General features: G+C 47.1%; 18 protein-coding genes. 3 read left to right on the top strand and 15 right to left on the bottom strand.

Annotated features, from left to right (window positions below; genetic code table 11):
• Nucleotides 1–9: 9 nt before the first annotated feature.
• Together prmC and prfA are read right to left on the bottom strand one after the other, a co-directional pair.
• Complete coding sequence (gene prmC / locus DT065_RS10440) at nucleotides 10–894, bottom strand: peptide chain release factor N(5)-glutamine methyltransferase (RefSeq protein ID WP_114373142.1); 885 nt, start codon at nucleotides 892–894, stop codon at nucleotides 10–12.
• On the bottom strand, nucleotides 881–1,960 hold the full coding sequence (gene prfA, locus DT065_RS10445) for a peptide chain release factor 1 (protein ID WP_193550764.1): 1,080 nt from the start codon (nucleotides 1,958–1,960) through the stop codon (nucleotides 881–883). The genes prmC and prfA overlap by 14 nt, the downstream gene beginning before the upstream one ends.
• A 121-nt stretch (nucleotides 1,961–2,081) precedes the next feature.
• Here prfA and DT065_RS10450 point away from each other — a divergent pair, with 121 nt between their 5' ends.
• Complete coding sequence (locus DT065_RS10450) at nucleotides 2,082–3,422, top strand: FAD-dependent oxidoreductase (RefSeq protein WP_114373145.1); 1,341 nt, start codon at nucleotides 2,082–2,084, stop codon at nucleotides 3,420–3,422.
• A gap of 76 nt (nucleotides 3,423–3,498) precedes the next feature.
• Here the strand turns inward: DT065_RS10450 and DT065_RS18915 are convergent, their stop codons facing one another.
• From DT065_RS18915 to DT065_RS10480, 7 genes are all read right to left on the bottom strand, one after another.
• The gene (locus DT065_RS18915) at nucleotides 3,499–3,654 is read right to left on the bottom strand and encodes a hypothetical protein (RefSeq protein ID WP_160112504.1); all 156 of its coding nucleotides are present in this window, start codon (nucleotides 3,652–3,654) and stop codon (nucleotides 3,499–3,501) included.
• Nucleotides 3,655–3,803: 149 nt separating this feature from the next.
• Nucleotides 3,804–4,049, bottom strand: a complete 246-nt coding sequence (locus DT065_RS10455; RefSeq protein WP_114373147.1) for a type B 50S ribosomal protein L31 — start codon at nucleotides 4,047–4,049, stop codon at nucleotides 3,804–3,806.
• 128 nt (nucleotides 4,050–4,177) lie between these two features.
• Entirely contained in the window at nucleotides 4,178–5,473 is a 1,296-nt protein-coding gene (gene rho / locus DT065_RS10460) for a transcription termination factor Rho (RefSeq protein WP_114373149.1), read from the bottom strand.
• A 290-nt stretch (nucleotides 5,474–5,763) separates the two neighbouring features.
• Nucleotides 5,764–6,732, bottom strand: coding sequence for a class II fructose-bisphosphatase (glpX, locus tag DT065_RS10465; protein WP_114373151.1), 969 nt, complete (start codon nucleotides 6,730–6,732; stop codon nucleotides 5,764–5,766).
• 14 nt (nucleotides 6,733–6,746) lie between these two features.
• A complete protein-coding gene (murA, locus tag DT065_RS10470; RefSeq protein ID WP_114373153.1) occupies nucleotides 6,747–8,033 on the bottom strand; it encodes a UDP-N-acetylglucosamine 1-carboxyvinyltransferase in 1,287 nt (428 codons plus the stop codon).
• Nucleotides 8,034–8,181: 148 nt separating this feature from the next.
• Nucleotides 8,182–8,832, bottom strand: a complete 651-nt coding sequence (gene fsa, locus DT065_RS10475) for a fructose-6-phosphate aldolase (protein WP_114373155.1) — start codon at nucleotides 8,830–8,832, stop codon at nucleotides 8,182–8,184.
• Nucleotides 8,833–9,206: 374 nt separating this feature from the next.
• On the bottom strand, nucleotides 9,207–9,584 hold the full coding sequence (locus DT065_RS10480; RefSeq protein WP_114373157.1) for a response regulator: 378 nt from the start codon (nucleotides 9,582–9,584) through the stop codon (nucleotides 9,207–9,209).
• Between the two features lie 133 nt (nucleotides 9,585–9,717).
• Between DT065_RS10480 and DT065_RS10485 the strand changes: the two genes are divergently transcribed.
• Nucleotides 9,718–10,233: a DUF2529 family protein gene (locus DT065_RS10485; RefSeq protein WP_114373159.1), complete on the top strand. Its 516-nt coding sequence runs from the start codon at nucleotides 9,718–9,720 to the stop codon at nucleotides 10,231–10,233.
• A gap of 974 nt (nucleotides 10,234–11,207) precedes the next feature.
• On the opposite strand, the gene pyrG is transcribed toward DT065_RS10485, so the two are convergent.
• The 6 genes from pyrG to DT065_RS10515 all read right to left on the bottom strand — a co-directional run bounded on the left by pyrG (nucleotide 11,208) and on the right by DT065_RS10515 (nucleotide 18,931).
• The gene (pyrG, locus tag DT065_RS10490; protein ID WP_114373161.1) at nucleotides 11,208–12,815 is read right to left on the bottom strand and encodes a CTP synthase; all 1,608 of its coding nucleotides are present in this window, start codon (nucleotides 12,813–12,815) and stop codon (nucleotides 11,208–11,210) included.
• Nucleotides 12,816–13,024: 209 nt separating this feature from the next.
• The gene (gene rpoE, locus DT065_RS10495; protein ID WP_114373163.1) at nucleotides 13,025–13,501 is read right to left on the bottom strand and encodes a DNA-directed RNA polymerase subunit delta; all 477 of its coding nucleotides are present in this window, start codon (nucleotides 13,499–13,501) and stop codon (nucleotides 13,025–13,027) included.
• Nucleotides 13,502–13,660: 159 nt separating this feature from the next.
• Nucleotides 13,661–14,272, bottom strand: a complete 612-nt coding sequence (locus DT065_RS10500) for a TetR/AcrR family transcriptional regulator (protein WP_114373164.1) — start codon at nucleotides 14,270–14,272, stop codon at nucleotides 13,661–13,663.
• Between the two features lie 117 nt (nucleotides 14,273–14,389).
• Nucleotides 14,390–15,517: an acyl-CoA dehydrogenase gene (locus tag DT065_RS10505; protein WP_114373166.1), complete on the bottom strand. Its 1,128-nt coding sequence runs from the start codon at nucleotides 15,515–15,517 to the stop codon at nucleotides 14,390–14,392.
• A 38-nt stretch (nucleotides 15,518–15,555) separates the two neighbouring features.
• Nucleotides 15,556–16,734 (bottom strand): acetyl-CoA C-acetyltransferase, encoded by a 1,179-nt coding sequence (mmgA, locus tag DT065_RS10510; RefSeq protein WP_114373168.1) that lies wholly within the window; start codon nucleotides 16,732–16,734, stop codon nucleotides 15,556–15,558.
• Between the two features lie 79 nt (nucleotides 16,735–16,813).
• Nucleotides 16,814–18,931, bottom strand: coding sequence for a heterodisulfide reductase-related iron-sulfur binding cluster (locus DT065_RS10515; protein WP_227002555.1), 2,118 nt, complete (start codon nucleotides 18,929–18,931; stop codon nucleotides 16,814–16,816).
• 198 nt (nucleotides 18,932–19,129) lie between these two features.
• On the opposite strand from DT065_RS10515, the gene DT065_RS10520 reads away from it, so the two are divergent.
• Nucleotides 19,130–20,332 carry a phospholipase D-like domain-containing protein gene (locus DT065_RS10520; protein ID WP_114373169.1) on the top strand — a complete coding sequence of 401 codons (1,203 nt, stop codon included), beginning with the start codon at nucleotides 19,130–19,132 and terminating at the stop codon, nucleotides 20,330–20,332.
• Nucleotides 20,333–20,373 lie beyond the last annotated feature (41 nt).

Genomic DNA, 20,373 nt, shown 5'->3' on the forward strand with positions numbered 1-20,373 from the left:
GGTCACGACTCACCTTTCAACCACAACGAAACGATCTTTCCCGTTGATGTCTTGTACGATATCCACATCCGCTACGGGCAACTGCTGTTCCATGAGAAGCACCACTGCAGGCCCTTGCATCTCTCCGATTTCAAAAAAAGCCAAGCCATCTGCAGCAAGCACATGAGGGATATCTTTTGCCAATTTCCGGTAAAAGAACAGTCCATCTCCTCCGCCGTCCAAAGCCTCTCGAGGCTCATGGTCGCGTACGAGCGACGCAAGCCCCCGCCATTCACGGGTAGCGATGTAAGGAGGATTAGCCACGATCATATCCATCTGCTTGCCTTGTTCCCGCAAGGGGGCTAGCATGTTTCCCTCGATAAACTCCACGGAGGAGGCCCCCAACGCCTCTCCATTCCCCTTGGCAATCGCCAGTGCTTCACGGGATACATCTAAGGCCGATACCGTTGCTTCAGGCCATTCCAAGGCGAGGGTGACCGCTATGGCTCCGCTTCCTGTGCCCACATCTGCAATCCTCGGCCGAGCCAATCGTTTCTTTGTTTTCGCTAAAACAAGCTCCACCAATTCTTCTGTTTCATGGCGCGGGATCAATACTGAAGGGTTAACGCTGAAGGGACGGCCATAAAAATAGGCACCGTCTGTAATATATTGGACCGGTTCACCCTCGCCATGGCGCTTCACCCACGTTTTATATCGTTCCCACTGCTCATTGCTTAAATATTCCCTTACATGAAGATGATAAGAGACACTTTCCATTTGCAACAAATCTTGCATTAAATACTCCGCTGCTTTTTTTTCCAGTCCTTTTTTTTGAAAAAAAGACGAAGCCCACTGCAGGGCTTCTGATACGCGCGGGGCAGCGGCAGGCATCCCCTGTTCGTTATTGTTCGGCATTCTCCATCAGCTCCGCCTGTTCCTCCACAATTAACTGCTCAATGATCTCCTCTATATTTCCTTCCATCACTTGATCAAGCTTTTGCAGCGTCAAGCCGATTCGATGGTCCGTTACACGGCTTTGCGGAAAATTGTACGTGCGTATCCGCTCGGAACGATCACCGGTCCCCACTGCTTGCTTACGATTTTCCGCGTATTCATCTTCCGCTTCTTTTTGATATTTATCATAAATACGCGCCCGTAACACTTTCATTGCTTTATCACGATTCTTGATTTGCGATTTTTCATCTTGGCAAGAGACGACGATTCCGGTGGGGTCATGCGTAATGCGCACAGCAGACATCGTCGTGTTGACACTTTGGCCGCCTGGACCGCTGGAAGCAAACGTATCCACGCGCAAATCCTTATCGTGTATTTCCACTTCCACTTCCTCTGCTTCTGGCAATACGGCTACCGTGGCCGTGGACGTGTGAATACGGCCGCCGGATTCCGTGGAAGGTACTCGCTGTACGCGATGGGCGCCGTTTTCATACTTCATTTTCGAAAACGCGCCTTCCCCATTCACTGTGAATATAATTTCTTTATATCCGCCCATGTCCGTTTCGTGGGACTCGATAACGTCCGCTTTCCAACGGTTTTTTTCCGCATAGCGACTGTACATGCGGAAAAGATCGCCCGCAAATAACGCGGCTTCATCCCCGCCGGCAGCTCCGCGAATTTCTACAATAACGTTCTTGTCGTCATTGGGATCTTTCGGAATAAGCAGGACTTTCAAGTGCTCTTCGAGTTCTTCTTTTTTTTTGTTTAATTCCTCGATTTCATCATAAATCATCTCTTCCATGTCATCGTCCATGTTATCGGTTAACATCGTTTTTGCTTCTTCAAGTTCTTCTTTCGTCTGTTTATAATTACGATACGTTTGGACAGTTTTTTCCAAGTCCGATTGTTCTTTTGAATAATCCCGTAATTTGTCGGGATCGTTAGCGATATCAGGATCACTGAGCCATTCGTTGAGTTGAAGGTAGCGATCTTCCACCGATTGCAATTTTTCGAACACAACATTCACCTCATTCTACTGCTTCAGACAGTATAATATAAGGGACCGGAAGCGTCAAAATCAAGTGTGCAAACAAGCCACGGTTTCTTTTCCTATAGGAGAGGGAATTATAAACATATGGAGGTATATTATGACACACTACGTTATCATCGGCGGTGATGCCGCGGGCATGAGCGCCGCCATGCAAATTGTCCGCCGCAACCCTGAACATGCAGAGGTCACGACGCTGGAAAGAGGTGGCATCTATTCCTATGCGCAATGCGGATTACCCTATGTTATTGAAGGATCGGTAGCCCAAACGGCGGACTTGGTTGCCAGGTCACGGGAAACATTTCGTGAAAAATACGGCATCGACGCACGCATTTACCATGAAGTCCAACGCATCGATTTAGAAAAACAACACGTACACGGCATAGATTTGGAACGGGATCAGGCCTTTAGCATTCCTTACGACAAATTGTTAATCGCGACGGGGGCGGACCCGATTGTTCCACCGCTTCCGGGCAACGACGTGGAAGGCGTGCACACGTTAAAAACCATACCGGATCTCGAACATTTACAAAGGGAACTCCGTCAGCACCGTCAAGTAACGATCGTTGGGGGCGGATACATCGGACTCGAGCTTGCGGAAGCATTCGCCACTCAACAGATCCCTGTACGCCTAGTGGAACAAAACGACCAGTTGGCGAAAATGTTTGATGACGATATGGCCCCGCTTTTGCTTGAAGAAGCAAAAGCACAAGGAATCGAAGTCGTGTTCAACAAAACAGTCACGGAACTGAAGGCGGGTGCGGACGGACGCGTAAATACTTTGTATGCAAACGATGAGGCTTTTCCCACGAATCTCGTCATCTTCGCTACGGGAATTAAACCGAATACATCATTTTTGCATGATACGGGGATCGAGCTAAACGAAAAAGGAGCCATTCACGTCGATGCACAAATGAAAACCAATATTTCGAACGTCTATGCAGCCGGGGATTGTGCTATGCAGTACCACCGCATCAAAGAACAGCACGATTACTTGCCTCTAGGTACACACGCCAACAAACAAGGGCGCGTTGCCGGGACAAATATGGTCGGGGTGAAAAAACCTTTTCAAGGGGTTGTAGGCACTTCCATCTTTCGTTTTCTTCGTTTGACAGCTGCTCGCACAGGGGTTTCGGAAAAAGAAGCAGAAGCATTGGGGATCCCTGCCGAATCAGTTTTTTATACAGGGACGGATATCGCCGGTTATTTCACGGATAAAAAGCCGCTCCATATTAAGCTTGTGTACCGAACCGATCATCATCTGCTGCTCGGTGCACAAATCATCGGGGAATCAGGGGTCGATAAACGCATTGATGTATTGGCGACAGCGCTTTTTCACTCCATGAGCATGGATGAGTTTGAAGACCTTGATTTATCCTACGCCCCGCCCTATAACGGCGTATGGGATCCTATGCAGCAAGCGGCCAGACGGGTGAGGTAGGAAGTTCGTTTCTTACCACCGCCAAACTAAAGGAATAAAGCCTCTCTGCATCCATCAAACGCAGAGAGGCTTATATTCATCCCTCATCATCCTCCGGCAAAGCTCCAACCCCAAACCCGTCCATGTGGATATTGTCGGGCCATCCGTAAGCATCTAGGGCCTGCGGCGGATTAGCCGGCGTACACGCGACGAGACTAACTAGCACAAGCAAGCAACAAAGCCTTTTCATCATTCTGATACCCCCTTATTCAGAGGTGTATCCCTATTCTTCCCAAAAAAGCAAACAAAATCATGGGTCTTAATGGAAGATGCGTGACCCGGCTGGGCAAAAAAAAGACTGTTCCTGTTGCCCAGTGACAACCGAACAGTCTCTCACGTTCTTTAATCCAAGTTGTATTTCTTTTTGAATTTATCGATGCGGCCGCCTGCGTCCACAAGCTTTTGTTTTCCGGTATAGAAAGGATGCGAGTCCGAGCTGATTTCTACTTTAATCAGCGGATACGTACTACCGTCTTCCCATTCGATCGTCTCGTCCGACGACCTTGTTGATCCGCCCAAAAACTTGAAACCGGTGCCTGTATCTAAAAAGACAACATTTTGATACTGCGGATGAATGTCCGTTTTCATTGTTGCGTTCCCTCCTCTACACGCTTAAACATAAGCGCTCGTTTCACACATGTTGTGATTATACCAAGGCCTTTTTTGTTTTTCAAGGGGGTGAAAATAGCCATCGGGATTTAACAGCTAAAAATTTCTCAGCCGGAGGAATAACTTCCGGCTTTTGCTTTCGTATTTGCCCGTGCTTTGTCTTGTTCCATGCGCTCAAAAAATTCATCGTTCGTTTTCGTATCTTTAATTCGACGAATAAAATGGTCGATGAATTCGGGCGAATCGTTCATCGTTTTGCGCATCGCCCATAAACTTTCAAGCTGGCTTTTCGTAACAAGCAGCTCCTCTTTTCGAGTGCTGGAGCGCCGGATATCGATCGATGGAAATATCCTTCTTTCCGCGAGACGACGGTCCAAGTGCAGTTCCATGTTGCCCGTGCCTTTAAATTCTTCGTAAATGACATCGTCCATGCGAGAGCCTGTATCAACGAGTGCCGTGGCCAAGATAGTCATGCTTCCGCCTTCTTCTATATTGCGCGCAGCCCCGAAAAATCGTTTCGGCCGATGGAAGGCAGCAGGATCAATCCCCCCGGATAACGTCCGCCCACTCGGTGGGATCACAAGGTTATACGCGCGTGCCAATCTCGTAATGCTGTCCATTAAAATAACGACGTCTTTTTTTTGTTCCACGAGACGCATGGCCCGTTCCAGAACTAGTTCCGTTACCTTCACATGATTTTCCGGCACTTCGTCAAAGGTGGAATGAACAACTTCCCCATCTACCGAACGTTCAATATCAGTCACTTCTTCCGGACGTTCATCAATGAGCAACATGATCAATTCTGATTGCGGATGGTTTTCGGTAATGCTGTTTGCCACTTGTTTAAGCAATGAAGTTTTTCCTGCTTTCGGCGGTGCCACAATCAACCCTCGCTGCCCAAAGCCCACCGGCGTAATAATATCCATAATTCTGGCAGAGAGACGTCCGGGATTCGTTTCCAAACGCATACGTTCGTCCGGAAATAACGGCGTAAGCGCCGGAAAATGAGGACGTTCTTTTGCTGTGTCCGGCTCATCCCCATTCACTGCCTCTACTTGCAGCAATCCATGATAGCGTTCATTATCTTTCAGTTTGCGCACCTTTCCGGACACTCGGTCTCCATTACGTAAATCGAAACGGCGAATTTGGGATGCAGAAATGTAAATATCTTGAGAACTCGGCAAATAATTAATCGGCCGCAGGAAACCATACCCTTCCGTTTGTATAATCTCCAAAACGCCTTCCATGAACATATGGCCATCTTGTTCCGCTTGTCCTTTTAAAATCGCAAAAATCAGTTCTTGCTTTGTCAATTTGCTATAATAAGAAATTCTGAATTCTTTCGCGAGCCTGTAAAGATCCCGCAACGTCTTATCTTCAAGCTCTGCTATAGATAAACTCAATATTCATCACCATCTTTCGTAAATTCAACGGGTTGGTACAAATGTTTATTTAGGAATGCATAAAGGAGAGGCAAACACTTCACTCTCTGTGAAGGAAGCGAGGCAAGGGCATTAAGGCTGGATGGGAAGACTGTCTCTATGGTTAACCTAAAAGTAACATATGAAGCCGCTTTTAAAAACCACTACGACAACATAAGACAAAAATAGAGGGGAGAAAATCAATCAAAGGCAAGAAAAACTTGGCTTTGCGCCAAGTTCCAAGCGGTTTTTCACGTAGAAAAATGATCGGATCATGCCTTGAACACAAAAGCCGGTTTTTTCTCCACATTATGCTTCCCGTCCACGAAACGAACGGTTCCGGATTTTGCCCGCATGACAAGCGATTGAGTGGACGCCCGCTTGCTCTTGTAGTGTACGCCTTTCAAAAGCTCCCCGTCCGTGATGCCCGTAGCAGCGAAAATACAGTCATCACCACCGACAAGGTCATCCATGTACAGAATTTTCGAAGGGTCTTCGATACCCATCCGTCGACAACGCTCAGCTTCTGCCTCCCCTTTCGGCAGCAAACGCCCTTGCACTTCCCCGCCAAGGCATTTTAAAGCAACAGCCGAAATCACACCTTCCGGTGCACCGCCAGCACCGATTAACATATCCACCCCCGTTTCATCAAAAGCGGTATTAATGGCAGCTGCCACATCTCCGTCTTGAATAAGCTTGATACGGGCACCTGCTTTTCGGACATCATTAATAATATTCTGATGGCGTTCTCGGCTTAAGATGCTGACGACAAGATCATCGACGTCCTTTCCTCGTGCCTTCGCAACCGCCTGAAGGTTATCGGTAACGGAAGCATTCAAGTCAATCACCCCTACCGCATCAGGACCGACGGCGATTTTATCCATGTACATATCAGGGGCATGCAACAATTCTCCGTGATCAGCAATCGCGATGACAGCCAACGCATTCCATTGGCCATTTGCCACAATATTGGTTCCTTCCACCGGGTCAACGGCGATATCAACTCGGGGACCGGAACCGGCACCTAGTTTTTCTCCGATATAGAGCATCGGCGCTTCGTCTTTCTCCCCTTCACCTATCACTACTTTTCCCTGCATCGGGATTGTATCGAATACATCACGCATGGCACTTGTTGCAGCATCATCAGCTTCCTCCTTCAGCCCTCGCCCCATCCATCTTGCGGATGACAAAGCTGCCGCTTCGGTGACACGCACAAGCTCCATCGATAAACTTCTTTCCATTTCCTTCTCCCCCATTACGAATGTTTCAATTGTTCCTGTTCTTCTTCTGTCATTTTTTCTCGCCAAAGCCTGGCTCCCAATTGTAAAAGTTTATCTTCAAACGCTTCATAACCACGATCAATATGGTGCACACCGGTTACTTCCGTAACACCGTCCGCTAAAAGCCCAGCGATGACCAAGGCAGCTCCTGCCCGCAGATCACTCGCCTTCACCCGCGCACCTTCCAATTTTATGCCGCCGTTAATCATCGCGGAACGTCCTTCAACTTTTATATCGGCGCCCATTCGCCGCAACTCATCGATATGTTTAAAACGGGCATTGTAGATCGTATCCGTAATGATACTCGTGCCTCGAGCCTTGGCGAGCAGCGCTGTCACCGGTTGTTGCAAATCGGTCGGAAAGCCGGGATGGACAAGCGTTTTAATATCCACCCCTTTAAGATCGTTGTTGGAACGTACGACGACCGAGTCATCTTGCACAGTCACTTCCACGCCCATTTCCTGTAACTTTGCTGTCAGCGATTCCAAATGATCGGGGATAATATTTTCAATCGTCACTTCTTTGCCCATCGTAGCTGCCATTATCATGTACGTGCCCGCTTCAATCCGATCGGGAATAATGGTGTGGTTGCATCCTGTCAATTTTTCTTGTCCTTCAATGCGGATGACATCCGTGCCCGCGCCTTTGATGACCGCGCCCATGCTCGATAGAATTGTAGCGACATCAATGATTTCCGGCTCCTTTGCCGCATTTTCGATCACCGTCCGCCCTTTCGCACGGGCGGCGGCGAGCATAATGTTAATGGTGGCTCCAACGCTGACGACATCCAAGTATATTCTTGCTCCCCTAAGTTCATTTGCCCGTAAAAAAATGGACCCTTGTTCATTGGAGACGGTGGCCCCCAACGCTTCAAATCCTTTAATGTGTTGATCAATCGGCCGAGGACCGAGGTTACAGCCTCCGGGCAGACCTATGTCAGCCTTTTTAAATTTTCCCAACATGGCGCCCATCATATAATAAGAAGCCCTCATTTTTTTCACGCGGCCGTTCGGTAATGGTGTAGGTGTAATAGTACGTGGATCGATAGTGATCGCTTCCCCGTCCAGCTCAACGTCAGCCCCGATGTCCCGCAACAAATCCGCCAAAATTCCAACATCTGAGATCAGTGGCAGATTATCGACTTGAACAGGTGCGTCTGCCAGTATGGCCGCAGGGATTAACGCCACCGCACTGTTTTTCGCTCCATTGATTTGAACTTGTCCGGATAGCGTATGGCCACCTTCTACCATTAGCTTGTCCATCGTCTGTCACTTCCTCATTTGGCAATTATCTTACCACTCGCAACATTATTGATAAGGAAAAGTGCCGGGCCTGAAACACCGGCCAGCACATTTCAGTATAGACAACCCATCATCTTTATAGACGCCTTTCACATGCCAGTATAAAACGTTAATCTTTTTCGTTCATTTTTTCCCAATCGGCAAGGAAAGCATCCAGCCCTTTATCGGTCAATGGATGCTGTACAAGTTGATGGATCACTTTGGGAGGGATCGTTGCAATATGTGCGCCTTGGTTGGCTGCTTCTGCAACGTGCATGGAATGACGGACAGAAGCGGCAATGATTTGCGTATCAATGTTATGCAACGCAAAGCTGTTTGCGATCTCTCCAATCAGGTTAACGCCGCTATGGCCAATATCATCAAGGCGCCCGATAAATGGGGATACATAAGTGGCCCCGGCTCTGGCTGCCAAAAGCGCTTGCACACTTGAAAAGACTAAGGTAACGTTCGTCTCAATCCCATCCGCTTTTAAAGCCTTTACAGCTTTTAGGCCATCCAGTGTCATAGGGACTTTAACGGTAATATTTGGCGCTATGGCCGCTAATTCTTTTCCTTCCTTATACATTTCCTCAGCTTCCGTAGCGATTACTTCTGCGCTTACCGACCCCTTTACAACGGAAACGATTTCCTGTAATCGAGACGTGAAATCCACCCCTTCTTTAGCAACGAGGCTGGGGTTGGTCGTTACCCCGCTGAGTATGCCGAGCTCATGAGCGAAACGTATATCATCCATGTTTACCGAATCAACAAAAAATTTCATCGTGTGTCAGCAAGGATGCGCTTAGCTATCCGAAAAAAGAACGTCCTTGCCTTCCTCCTTTCGTGATAATAACAAACAAAAAGAGAATCATTTTCATTCAGACGAATCATCGTTAGGAAATTGTATATGGTGGAGCGTTTGAAACCTCTTGAGCAAGTTTCACATCGTCCGCCCGTGAATAAGCTTTTTCGCCATTGAGACCAATGGCATGCTAGGTATAAAATTAATGCGACATATAGCTTCATTTTTCGATAAACCATTCACTACTAGGGTATTATAACACAATTCATATGATTTTTTCCTGCCGTGGAGAAAATTCGTGTGCCGGAAAATGACTCTTTATGTGGTTGAGGATATTATGTAGGCTACGATGATCAACCGTTTTTCGGTTTATGGCCCTCCATGTACTGATTTACCTTTTCGAGAACCTCCTGAATGTCAAATGGTTTTGATAATGATGCAACGATTTCCAAGTATTTAAAATCTGTTTTCGTATTGATTTCTTCATAAGCAGTCACAATAATTACGCCCATGTTGATTCCTTCATCCCGCATTGTTTTCAATACATCCATCCCATTTAACCCGGGTAGTTTTACATCCAAAAGGATAAGATCATAATTAATACTTCTGATCCACTCCAAAGCCTCCCATCCGTCGTTGGTCTCTTCCACAACATAACCTTCCGCCTGTAAAACTTCTCTTATTAGCGTACGAATGCCTTCGCTATCATCCACAATTAATATTTTACGCATCGTTCTCTCCTTTTTTAAAGGTCATGCGAACTTGCTTCTCTTATATAATTCTCCCACCATAACCATAATTCCTTTAGCCCCCCCCTGTTTTTATGGTATTTTAGGTGTTGACTAGAGAAAAGGAGACCACTCTATGATAAAGAGTTACACGACACAATTGCAACATGTTTTCCAAACGATTGCCAAGCAAGACGAAGCCATTGCAGACAGCGCGCGCCTTTTGGCACAAGCGCTTGTAGGCGAGGGGAATATATATTTACTCGCGAACGAACGCTTTTCAGCACTTGCAGATACACTCGTTCAAAACGAAGACACACCTAAGCGAATACAACGAATGTCCCGGAAGCAAAAAGAAGCGCTTTCCGCTGCTGACCGTATGCTTGTTCTGAGCGATGGAACAGAAACGAAGGAGGACGCATCATACCTTCAAGGCTTGTTACAAGCGCATATCCCAATTGTATTCTTGGGGCCGGGGCACCCCAACCTATCGTTTGAGGAAGGTATGGAAGAACCAATGGGGATCACTACCCCGTCTTCTCCCATCGTACCTGCTCCCGATGGAAGCAAACGTGGGTATCCGACAGAAATCGCGATTATTTATGCCTATCAAGCGATGATGTTCGAATTGTCGGAGATGATTGCTGAATAATTGCTTTGCTTAAAGCTTTTGTGCGTCCGCTCAAATTAGAACGTAAAACGCCTCCAAACGATTAAAAGCGGCAGAGCGCAAGGTTGAAAACTTCCGAAAGGAATGGCGCAAGAACCGAATCCTAGACGGCATCGAAGACTTGCCTTGGAACGTATAGCTCCATTCATTGACTTCTTTTCACACAACTTTCTCTCATTTTAGATCTGGTTCCCACGGTTTGCCCGACGGTCGATTAGCCGGTCACAGCCAATAGCAGGTCAACATCGAAAAAGGCATGGACGGTCACTAGTAGCGTGTTTCAGAAGTTCTTTCCCTTGGTTGATCGCAGAATGACATGCCACCTTTATGAGGTGCGATAACACGAATGTCGTCCCCCTCAGAGTGAGAAAAACATCCTTTAGAGGAACGATATTGTAAAAATCGTCCGTCTCAGCAGGGGTTGCAGCCGGTCAAAGGAGCCGATAACGCTTTTGCATCGGTCACCTTGTATGATGGATGAAATCAACGAAAGGGTTTGTCTGATATATGCGTATCATCGGGAGGAACTGTGAGTATGGCGAACAAAGAGAGAAAGAATTTCTGAGACAGACCACTAGTTTCATCCTAAGGGCATCTCTTATGGACCTGTTTTCACCGATAGACACTGATTTTGTCCGATGTGCTTCCCATACGGACGTTTTTTGCTGCTCGACCCCTATATTTGCCCGTATGGACTTCTCTGCGGACAAAACTTTCGCATTATCCGTATGTTGTCTACATTCACCCGTTTTAAGGACCAAGCGCTCGCTTACCCAGTCTATTTGTCTACAAGCACAATCGATGATCATCAATTTTTCTCGCATGGATCGCTCGATGCAATCTCCAAGGCAATCATTGGTGAATGAATTTATAAAATATAACACTTGTCGGACCGAATGTAGCATGAACGCTCACGGGAATTCAGCAAAAAAAGCCGAGTAGATAAATACTCGACTTCACGCTTCTGGCAATGTTGCACGGATAAACTCCCGAAAAAGCGGTTGGGGACGTGTCGGTCTTGACAAAAATTCCGGATGGAATTGGGTGGCAACGAAAAAAGGATGGCCGCTCAATTCGATAATCTCCACCAGTCGGTTGTCGGGACTTTGTCCGGAAAAGATAAATCCTGCATTTTCAAAAGTTTCTCGGTAGGTGTTGTTAAACTCATAACGATGGCGGTGGCGTTCATATACAATTTCTTCGTCATAGGCCACTTTTGCAATCGTTCCGTCTTCGAGTTTGCAAGGGTATAATCCGAGGCGCAAGGTACCGCCTAAATCTTCCACCTCTTTTTGCTCCGGGAGCAGATCAATAATCGGGTGTCCCGGTTGCTCTACGAATTCCGCTGATGCTGCATCTTCGTGGCCGAGAACGTTTCGGGCGAATTCCACAGACGCAAGTTGCATGCCGAGGCAAATGCCGAAAAACGGTACGTGATTTTCACGGGCAAAGCGTATTGCATTTAGTTTCCCCTCGATCCCACGGTGTCCAAAACCATAGGGGACGAGAATACCGTCGACATCTTTGAACTGATCCGCAACATTCTCCCAAGTAATATCTTCGGAATTATACCAACGAATAGCGACAGCTGCATCATAGGTGTAACCGGCATGCTTAAGTGCTTCTACAATAGAAAGATAGGCATCCGGAAGCGCTACATATTTCCCGACAATGCCAATCGTAATTTTTTTGGAGAGATGGCTCACCCTGTTGACAAGCGCCTTCCAATCCTCCATATCCGCTTCAGGCTTTGGTGTCTCCATGTTTAAGTGCTCACACACGATGGAATCCAGTCTTTGTTCTTGTAAATCGAGCGTCACCTGATAGAGAATATCGGCGTTCCGGGACTCGATGACCGCGTGTTTATCAATGTCGCAAAACAGCGCGATTTTTTCTTTCATCGCCTCGGGCACAGGTTGTTCGGTACGGGCAACAATCACATTCGGCTGAATGCCGAGGGAGCGTAACTCCTTTACGCTATGTTGCGTCGGCTTCGATTTCATCTCACCGGCGGCTTCCAAAACCGGAATCAACGTACAATGGATATACATCACATTTTCAACGCCGGCATCGCTTTTCATTTGCCGAATCGCTTCAAGAAATGGCAGGCTTTCAATATCCCCGACGGTTCCTCCGATTTCCGTAATCACCACATCGACATTTGATTCCTCTCCCGCTCGGTAAACCCGGTCTTTAATCTCATCCGTCACGTGAGGAATCACCTGTACGGTCCCTCCGAGGTAGTCTCCGCGCCGTTCTTTTCGGATAACGGAAGAATAAACTTTCCCTGTCGTCACGTTGCTGTTTTTGTTCAAATTAATATCGATAAAACGTTCGTAGTGCCCCAGATCAAGGTCCGTTTCCGCACCGTCATCGGTCACAAACACTTCCCCATGTTGATAGGGGCTCATGGTCCCCGGATCGATATTAATATATGGATCAAACTTTTGAATCGTCACGTTTAATCCTCTATTTTTTAACAGCCTTCCGAGGGAAGCAGCCGCGATCCCTTTCCCGAGAGAAGATACAACGCCTCCTGTAACGAATATATATTTCACAGACATGCCTTATGCCATCTCCTTTAAATCAAATATGAAAATAATGATAGATCCAGTGCATATGCATAATGGTTGAGCAACAAAAAATAAAAAGTGTCACCACGACCACCGGGGGTGGGGGCACACTTTTTAAGTCATTTCGTTTCATCTATTTTTTTTACCTTCGTACAAGCCCAAAAATTATTGTACCTAGGGCATTATAAAAAGTCAAGGAGTCAATATTGATCATTTTCCTGATCTGTTTCTTCTTTTGGATTACCGTCGTTGCCGAACCCATCAAGTTCTTGCTCATCTGTATTGTCAGCATCATCTTCATTGGCTAATTCATCAAGCTCATCTTCCAAATCTTCCAAATCATCGTCTTTGTTCTCCGAACCTTGATCTTCATCAGCCTTTGAAGGAGCTTGGATGGTCCGACTCAAATCTTCCTCTGTTTGATCAACAGGATACCATGCTTTCAAACCCCAATGATTGGCCCCTAAATGAACAAAACTACCGCCAATATTCAAATCCGTGAACAATTTCGTACGGCGATCATCCATTTGCTCCTCATTTATTTGCTTGAGCTCGGCAATCTCCGCGAACAAATCTTTATAATGAACGGGTTCACGTTTCTCCTTTAATAATTTGTAAGCAATCTCAACCGCTGAGCTTTCCAATATTTCATCATGATCGAGTTCACGAATCGTCACAGTGGCCTACACCCTTTCTACAAAATGTTTCTTCAAAACCTCAGGAGGTATATGCATACCCATCATTATAAACATATTCCAGAAGTTTATGCCACAAAAATGGAGAAGCAGGCGATAAATCCCATTTATCGTTTCGGCAAGCTGATTGTAAAATATCGCCTATTTGGATAACAACGCGTCCAGTTGCAAGCGGGTGTATTGTTCCAATGTATAATGTTTCCTTAATGACCAGCGTCTAAACGTCCACATATGGCCTTTCACCGTTATATTTTCGGCCATAAAGCGGGCATACGTTTCACTCATCGTCAGATATCCTTCTTCGCGACATTTATCAATCACTTTTTGAATATCCGCCGTCATGCTTTCGTCTTTTTTTAAGACGTAAGAAAGCGATTCTTTCGGTAATGATTTTGCTTCTTGATACATGACAAGCACTTCTTCCTGCATTTCATCCATCACTTGAAAAAATGCCGTCACCATTTGTTCAAATCGTTCAGCGGCAGGCAAACTTTGATCCAATAATTGATTGAAACGATTGGTCACTTCATCATAAACTGCATCACAAACGAGATACAGGACGTCTTCCTTGGAAGTAACATATTCATATAACGTGCCAACGCTAAACCCCGATGAACGAGCGATTTCACGAGTTGTCGTACGATGAAACCCTTTTTCCTGAAAAAGTGTAACGGCGCTCTTTACCATTTGATCGCGCCGTTTTTGGATCAGTTGCTTATCTTTGACCATCGCAGGAACATGTCGTTTCTCCATTGGCTACACCGGAATGCGCTATGCCGGCATTTTTCACCTCGCCTTTTCCTATTTCACGAGTCGCGTGCTCCGATTCGTTCCCTGTCAAAGCGTGCCCCCTTTGTAAGGCGCCTCCCATTAGTCAGCCAGCAGCATCTTCCCGATCACAAGACGCTGAATTTCATTTGTGCCTTCGTAGATTTGCGTGATTTTCGCATCTCTCATATATCGCTCCACCGGGTATTCACGTATATAGCCGTAGCCTCCGAACACTTGTACAGCTTCTGTTGTTACTTCCATCGCCGTATCGGCCGCATAAAGTTTCGACATGGCTGAGGCCTTTCCATAATCCAGTCCTTCTTGTTCACGCCACGCTGCTTGATATGTTAAAAGACGGGATGCTTCAATTTTCGTTGCCATATCCGCGAGTTTAAAGCTAATGCCTTGCTGGCCGCCGATCGCTTTTCCGAATTGCTTTCGTTCTTTCGCATAAGCTGTTGCCGCATCAAGCGCACCTTGGGCAATCCCCAACGCTTGTGCGGCGATGCCGTTACGTCCGCCGTCCAATGTCTGCATCGCGATTTTAAACCCTTGGCCTTCCTTTCCCAAACGATTCTTTTTGGGAATACAGCAGTTTTCAAGACGGATTTCGGTTGTGGGCGAAGAACGGATGCCCATTTTTTCTTCTTTTTTTCCTACAAAAAAACCCGGGGAGTCTTTATCTACGATAAATGCCGCGGGCCCTGATTCCATCTCCGCAAACACGACATAAACATCGGCTTCCCCGCCGTTTGTGATGAAGATTTTGGATCCATTCAGCACATAGCTTTCCCCTTCAAGGACAGCCGTTGTTTTCATCGCGCCCGCGTCGGAGCCCGATCCCGGTTCCGTAAGGGCAAATGCGCCGAGTTTTTCGCCACGCGCAAGCGGGTTTAAATACGTTTCTTTCTGCTCTTTTGTTCCGAAACTGTAGATGGGCCAACTCGCCAGTGAAATATGGGCGGATAGCGTCACCCCTGTAGACGCGCAGACACGGGATAATTCTTCTACGGCAACGACGTAACTTAAGAAATCGCCGCCAATGCCACCGTCCGTCTCCGGCCAAGGAAGTCCCGTAAACCCGAGTTCAGCCATTTGTGTAAAAAGGGAGCGATCAAAACATTCTTCCGCGTCCCTTTCGGCAGCTGTTGGCTCCACTTCATTTTTTGCAAAATCGCGAACCATTTTTCGAATCATTTGCTGGTCTTCCGATAATAAAAAATCCATGTTTCTCGACTGCCTTTCTTTTTTCCGAGTAATTGTTTCTAAACTTTCAACAACACGGCATCGCCTTGGCCGCCGCCGCTACAAATCGCTGCAATGCCGAGGCCGCCTCCGCGTTTTTGCAGTTCATGGGCAAGTGTGAGCAATATGCGATTGCCGCTTGCGCCAATCGGATGGCCGAGTGCCACAGCTCCGCCGTTGACATTGATTTTTGCCGCATCAACGCCTGATAATTGTTCGCCGAGAAGGGCAACAACTGCAAAGGCCTCGTTCATCTCAAACAAATCAATATCTTCTTTGCGATACCCGTTTTTTTTACAAAGCTGATCAATAATAAGCCCCGGGGTTTGCGGAAAACGTTCCGTTTCTACGGCGATTGCCATATGCCCGACGATCGTCGCCAGCGGCTCTACATTCTCGGCTTGTGCCGTTTCTTTTTCCATGAGCACGAGCGCACTGGCGCCGTCATTTACGCCCGGTGCGTTCCCGGCCGTGATTGTTCCGTCTTTTCCGAACGCAGGCGGCAATTGTCCCAGCTTGTCCGACGTAACATTTTCGCGAATCGCTTCATCCCGATCCACGACGATATCTTCCCCGCGCCGCTTGGGAACGGTAACAGGCGCAATTTCTTCTTTGAATCGCCCGCGCTCCGTCGCTTCCTGCGCCCTCGTATGGCTGCGAACCGCCCACTCGTCTTGGGCTTCACGACTAACATCAAACTCTGTCGCATTACGGTTGCCGTAAACCCCCATGTGGACGCCTTCAAACGCACAAGTCAATCCATCATGGACCATCGAATCAATGAGTTTTGCGTCCCCCATTTTTTGGCCAAATCGAAAATTCGGCACCACATGCGGCGCCTGGCTCATCGATTCCATGCCTCCCGCCGCGATGGCTGTTGCATCCCCACTGCGAATGATTTGATCGGCAAGGGTAACACTTCGCATCCCTGACGCGCATACTTTATTTACCGTCTCCGTTTTAACATCCCACGGGATATCCGCTGCTCTTGCTGCTTGCCGCGACGTTAACTGCCCTTGACCGCCTTGAAGGACGTGGCCCATGATGACTTCGTCCAATTGGCCTGCATCGACCCCTGCACGAGAGATTGCCGCTTGTAAAGCGTGTCCGCCCAAATCCATCGCCGTGAGCGACGCTAAGGCCCCGCCCATTTTGCCAAAAGGGGTTCTTGCTCCCGATACAATGACTGTTTCTGCCATTTTCATCCTCCCTTTCCGTTTGTAGAAAAGGGAGAGGCACCTCTCCCTTTTCGATTTCTCCCTTTCCATTCCTTGCGTTTTACGCCGTTTTTTCTTTTTCGCCGGTGCCTACAACGGAACGCTCTAAAATTTCCACAACATCAAGTGTTTCAATATCGTCTTCTAGGCCTTTGTCTTTCGTGCCGTCACTGAGCATCGTCAAGCAATATGGGCAAGCGCTTCCGATCATCGTTGGATCCACTTCCAACGCCTGTTCCGTTCGTGCAACGTTCACTCTTTGTCCGGCCTCTTCTTCCATCCACATCATGCCGCCACCGGCACCGCAGCACATTCCTTCTTCACGGTTTCGTTTCATCTCGACGACGTTAAGGCCGGGAACGGCTCTTAAGATTTCACGCGGTGGATCGTAGACGTCGTTATAACGGCCGAGGTAACAAGAATCATGATACGTGATCGTTTCGTTGACGGCTTGAGTTGGTTTCAATTTCCCTTCTTCCAACAATTGGAAGAGGAATTCCGTATGGTGGTAGATTTCCACGTCTTCCAAGCCGAATTCCGGATACTCGTTTTTAAACATGTTGTACGCGTGCGGGTCAATGGTAATAATCCGTTTCACGTCATTCTTCTCAAATTCCTCAATATTTTTCGTCGCGAGTTCTTGGAAAAGAAACTCGTTGCCGATCCGTCTAGGAGTGTCTCCGGAGTTCTTTTCCTTGTTTCCGAGAATCGCAAAGGAAACGCCTGCTTCATTTAGAAGCTTGGCAAACGAAGCCGCGATCTTCTGGCTGCGCTTGTCGTAAGAACCCATAGATCCGACGAAGAAAAGATAGTCAAAGGATTCATCTTTTTTATTTAGTTCTTTTACCGTCGGCACTTCAATGTCCTCACGGCTGTCTCTCCAATTTTCGCGCTCTTTACGGTTGATGCCCCACGGATTTCCTTGGCGTTCAATGTTCGTCATCGCTCGTTGTGCATCTGCATCCATTTTCCCTTCGGTAAGAACGAGGTAGCGTCGCATGTCAAGAATCTTGTCGACGTGTTCATTCGCCACCGGGCAAGCATCTTCACAGTTACGGCAAGTGGTGCAAGCCCAAAGTTCCTCTTCGGTAATGACATCGCCGATCAAATTCATGCTATGAACATCTTTCGTTGCCGCGACTTCATCGTTCCCGCCTTCGGCAGCCAACTGATTCGCTGTCGCGCTACTAAATGCATACGCCGGCATCCAAGGGGATTGGGACGTGATGGCCGCGCCTTTTTCGGTCAAATGGTCCCTCATTTTAATGAGTAAATCCATCGGTGAGAGCATCTTGCCGCTTCCCGTTGCCGGGCACATATTCGTACAGCGTCCGCATTCGACGCAAGCGTATAGATCCATCAACTGCTTTTGATCAAAATCTTCAATTTTGTTCTTTCCAAATTCTTCTTTTGTTTCATCTTCAAAATCAATCGATTCCAATTTTCCTGTCGGGTGCGTCGGTCCCACAAACACATTGGCCGGTGCAGCGATAAGGTGGGCGTGCTTGGATTGTGGAATATACACAAGGAACGTAAGCAAAAACAACAAGTGCGCCCACCAGAATACGTAAAATAGAGCACCCGCTGCCGTAGCCCCCAGTGGCTCAATCGCGAGTGCGATCACGGAAGACGCAGGTTCGTAAATGTTTGGCGCGCTACCGGCAAACCACACATGGCCCGCTCCTTTTGTCGCCAATTTAAACACCATAACGCCACTGAGTAGAATGAGAACGATCCCGGCTTTCCAGCCGCGCTTTAAGCGAACGATCTTCTCTATATAACGGCGATAAAAAGCCCATACTACTCCGAAAAGAATGATTAGAACAACAATTTCCTGCGATAATGTAAAAAAAGAATAAAGTGGCCCGAACGGCAAGTGCCCTCCGTTACTTAAGCCCTTCCAAATAACATCAATCGCGCTGAGTTGAACAATAAGAAAGCCGTAGAAAAAAATAACGTGAATAATCCCGCTTTTTTTATCCTTCAACAACTTCTTTTGGCCAAACACATTGACCATGACCGCTTTCCATCGTTCCTTCGCAGAATAGATGAAATTCGGTTTATCCCCTAGGCGTATAAAATCAACCCGTGTTTTCACAAGTCTATAAAATAAAAACAGGGCATAGAACGTCACCGCTATAAAAGCGATTACATGTGTCCAAAAAAATATATCCTCCACTCTCAACTTCTCCTTTCCGTTGCATATATCTTTTTCATTTAGACAAGTATAACAAAAAAAACACTGAATGGCTATTCATTTTTTTATTCAGTTCGAATGGAGGTATCGTTTCGTTGAACGTTCGCCCCTTAAAAACACCGTAATGAGATAAAAAATTATGGGCATAGTAAAAGAAGGTTAAAAACGGAGGGATTTGCTATGTTCACGACGATTGTCATTACAATTATCGTACTTGTACTGCTCATCGCGATTTGGTTCATCATTGATTTCCGCCTTGGCCGCAAACGCCATCAACAGCTGGCTTCAACCGCTAAAATTTATCCCCTTCGCCATAGCGACACCGAACTCATGAAAGACGGACGGAGGTTTTTTCAACGCTTGTTTGCGGACATTGAGCAGGCGCAAGATCATGTGCATACATCGGTTTTTATTATCAAAGAACCCGGGATTGGCACGCAACTGTTGGCCCTTTTGGAACGGAAAGCACGGGACGGCGTAACGGTGAAATTGCTTGTCGATCGCTTTGGAAGCAGACTTGCGAACGCTACCACCAATCGTTTAAAGCATTCGGGCATTTCCTTCGCTTATGCGCACAAACCCAAATTCCCGTTTATTTTTTACAGCGCAAACCGCCGCTACCACCGTAAAATTACGGTTGTTGACGGTAAGGTCGCCTATCTCGGCGGCTTCAATGTTGGAGATGAATATGTAGGGAAAGACAAATTAGGGTACTGGCGCGACTATCATGTACGGATGGAAAAAGAAGGCGTCGCTGATTTGCAGGAAGTCTTTCTGGACGACTGGGCAGAAGCAGGCGGAGCCCCCCCGGCAAACCTCATGCCCTCCACTGCAGAGCAAGGATCGGAGCCCTTGCAGTTACTTGCGAGCGAGGGACTCGGTTACGCCGATCATCTCATCGATTGGTTTGATTCCGCAAAAACGTACGCGATGATTGCAAGTCCCTATTATGTTCCCGGCGGGCGCATTCAAGATGCTGTTGTCAACATGGGCGAACGTGGGGTGAAGGTCGATGTGCTTATCCCGCAAAAAAAAGATCACCCGCTCGTCCACGATGCAGCCTATGCTTACTTTCGGGAATTATTGCAGGCAGGCTGCACCATATATGAATACACCTCCGGTTTTTTTCATGGCAAAGCGATCATCATCGATGGCAAATTCGCAAATATCGGTTCGGCGAAATTTGATAAACGCAGCTTTTTCTTAAACGATGAATTGGATCTTTTTTTTCATGACGAAGGAAAAATGATAGAAGAAGCAGAAGCCGTCGTAAGAAAAGACATGCAAACAGCTAAAAAAATAACCATCCAGGACGTAGAGAACCGAACATGGTTGGAGAACCTCAAAACCAAAGGCGCCACATGGATCTCGGACCTTCTATAACTTTTTCAGTTACAAACCGTCGTTTTTAAAACGGGGGTTTT

The organism is Salicibibacter kimchii (genome assembly GCF_003336365.1).
GTDB classification, from domain to species: Bacteria; Bacillota; Bacilli; order Bacillales; family Marinococcaceae; genus Salicibibacter; species Salicibibacter kimchii.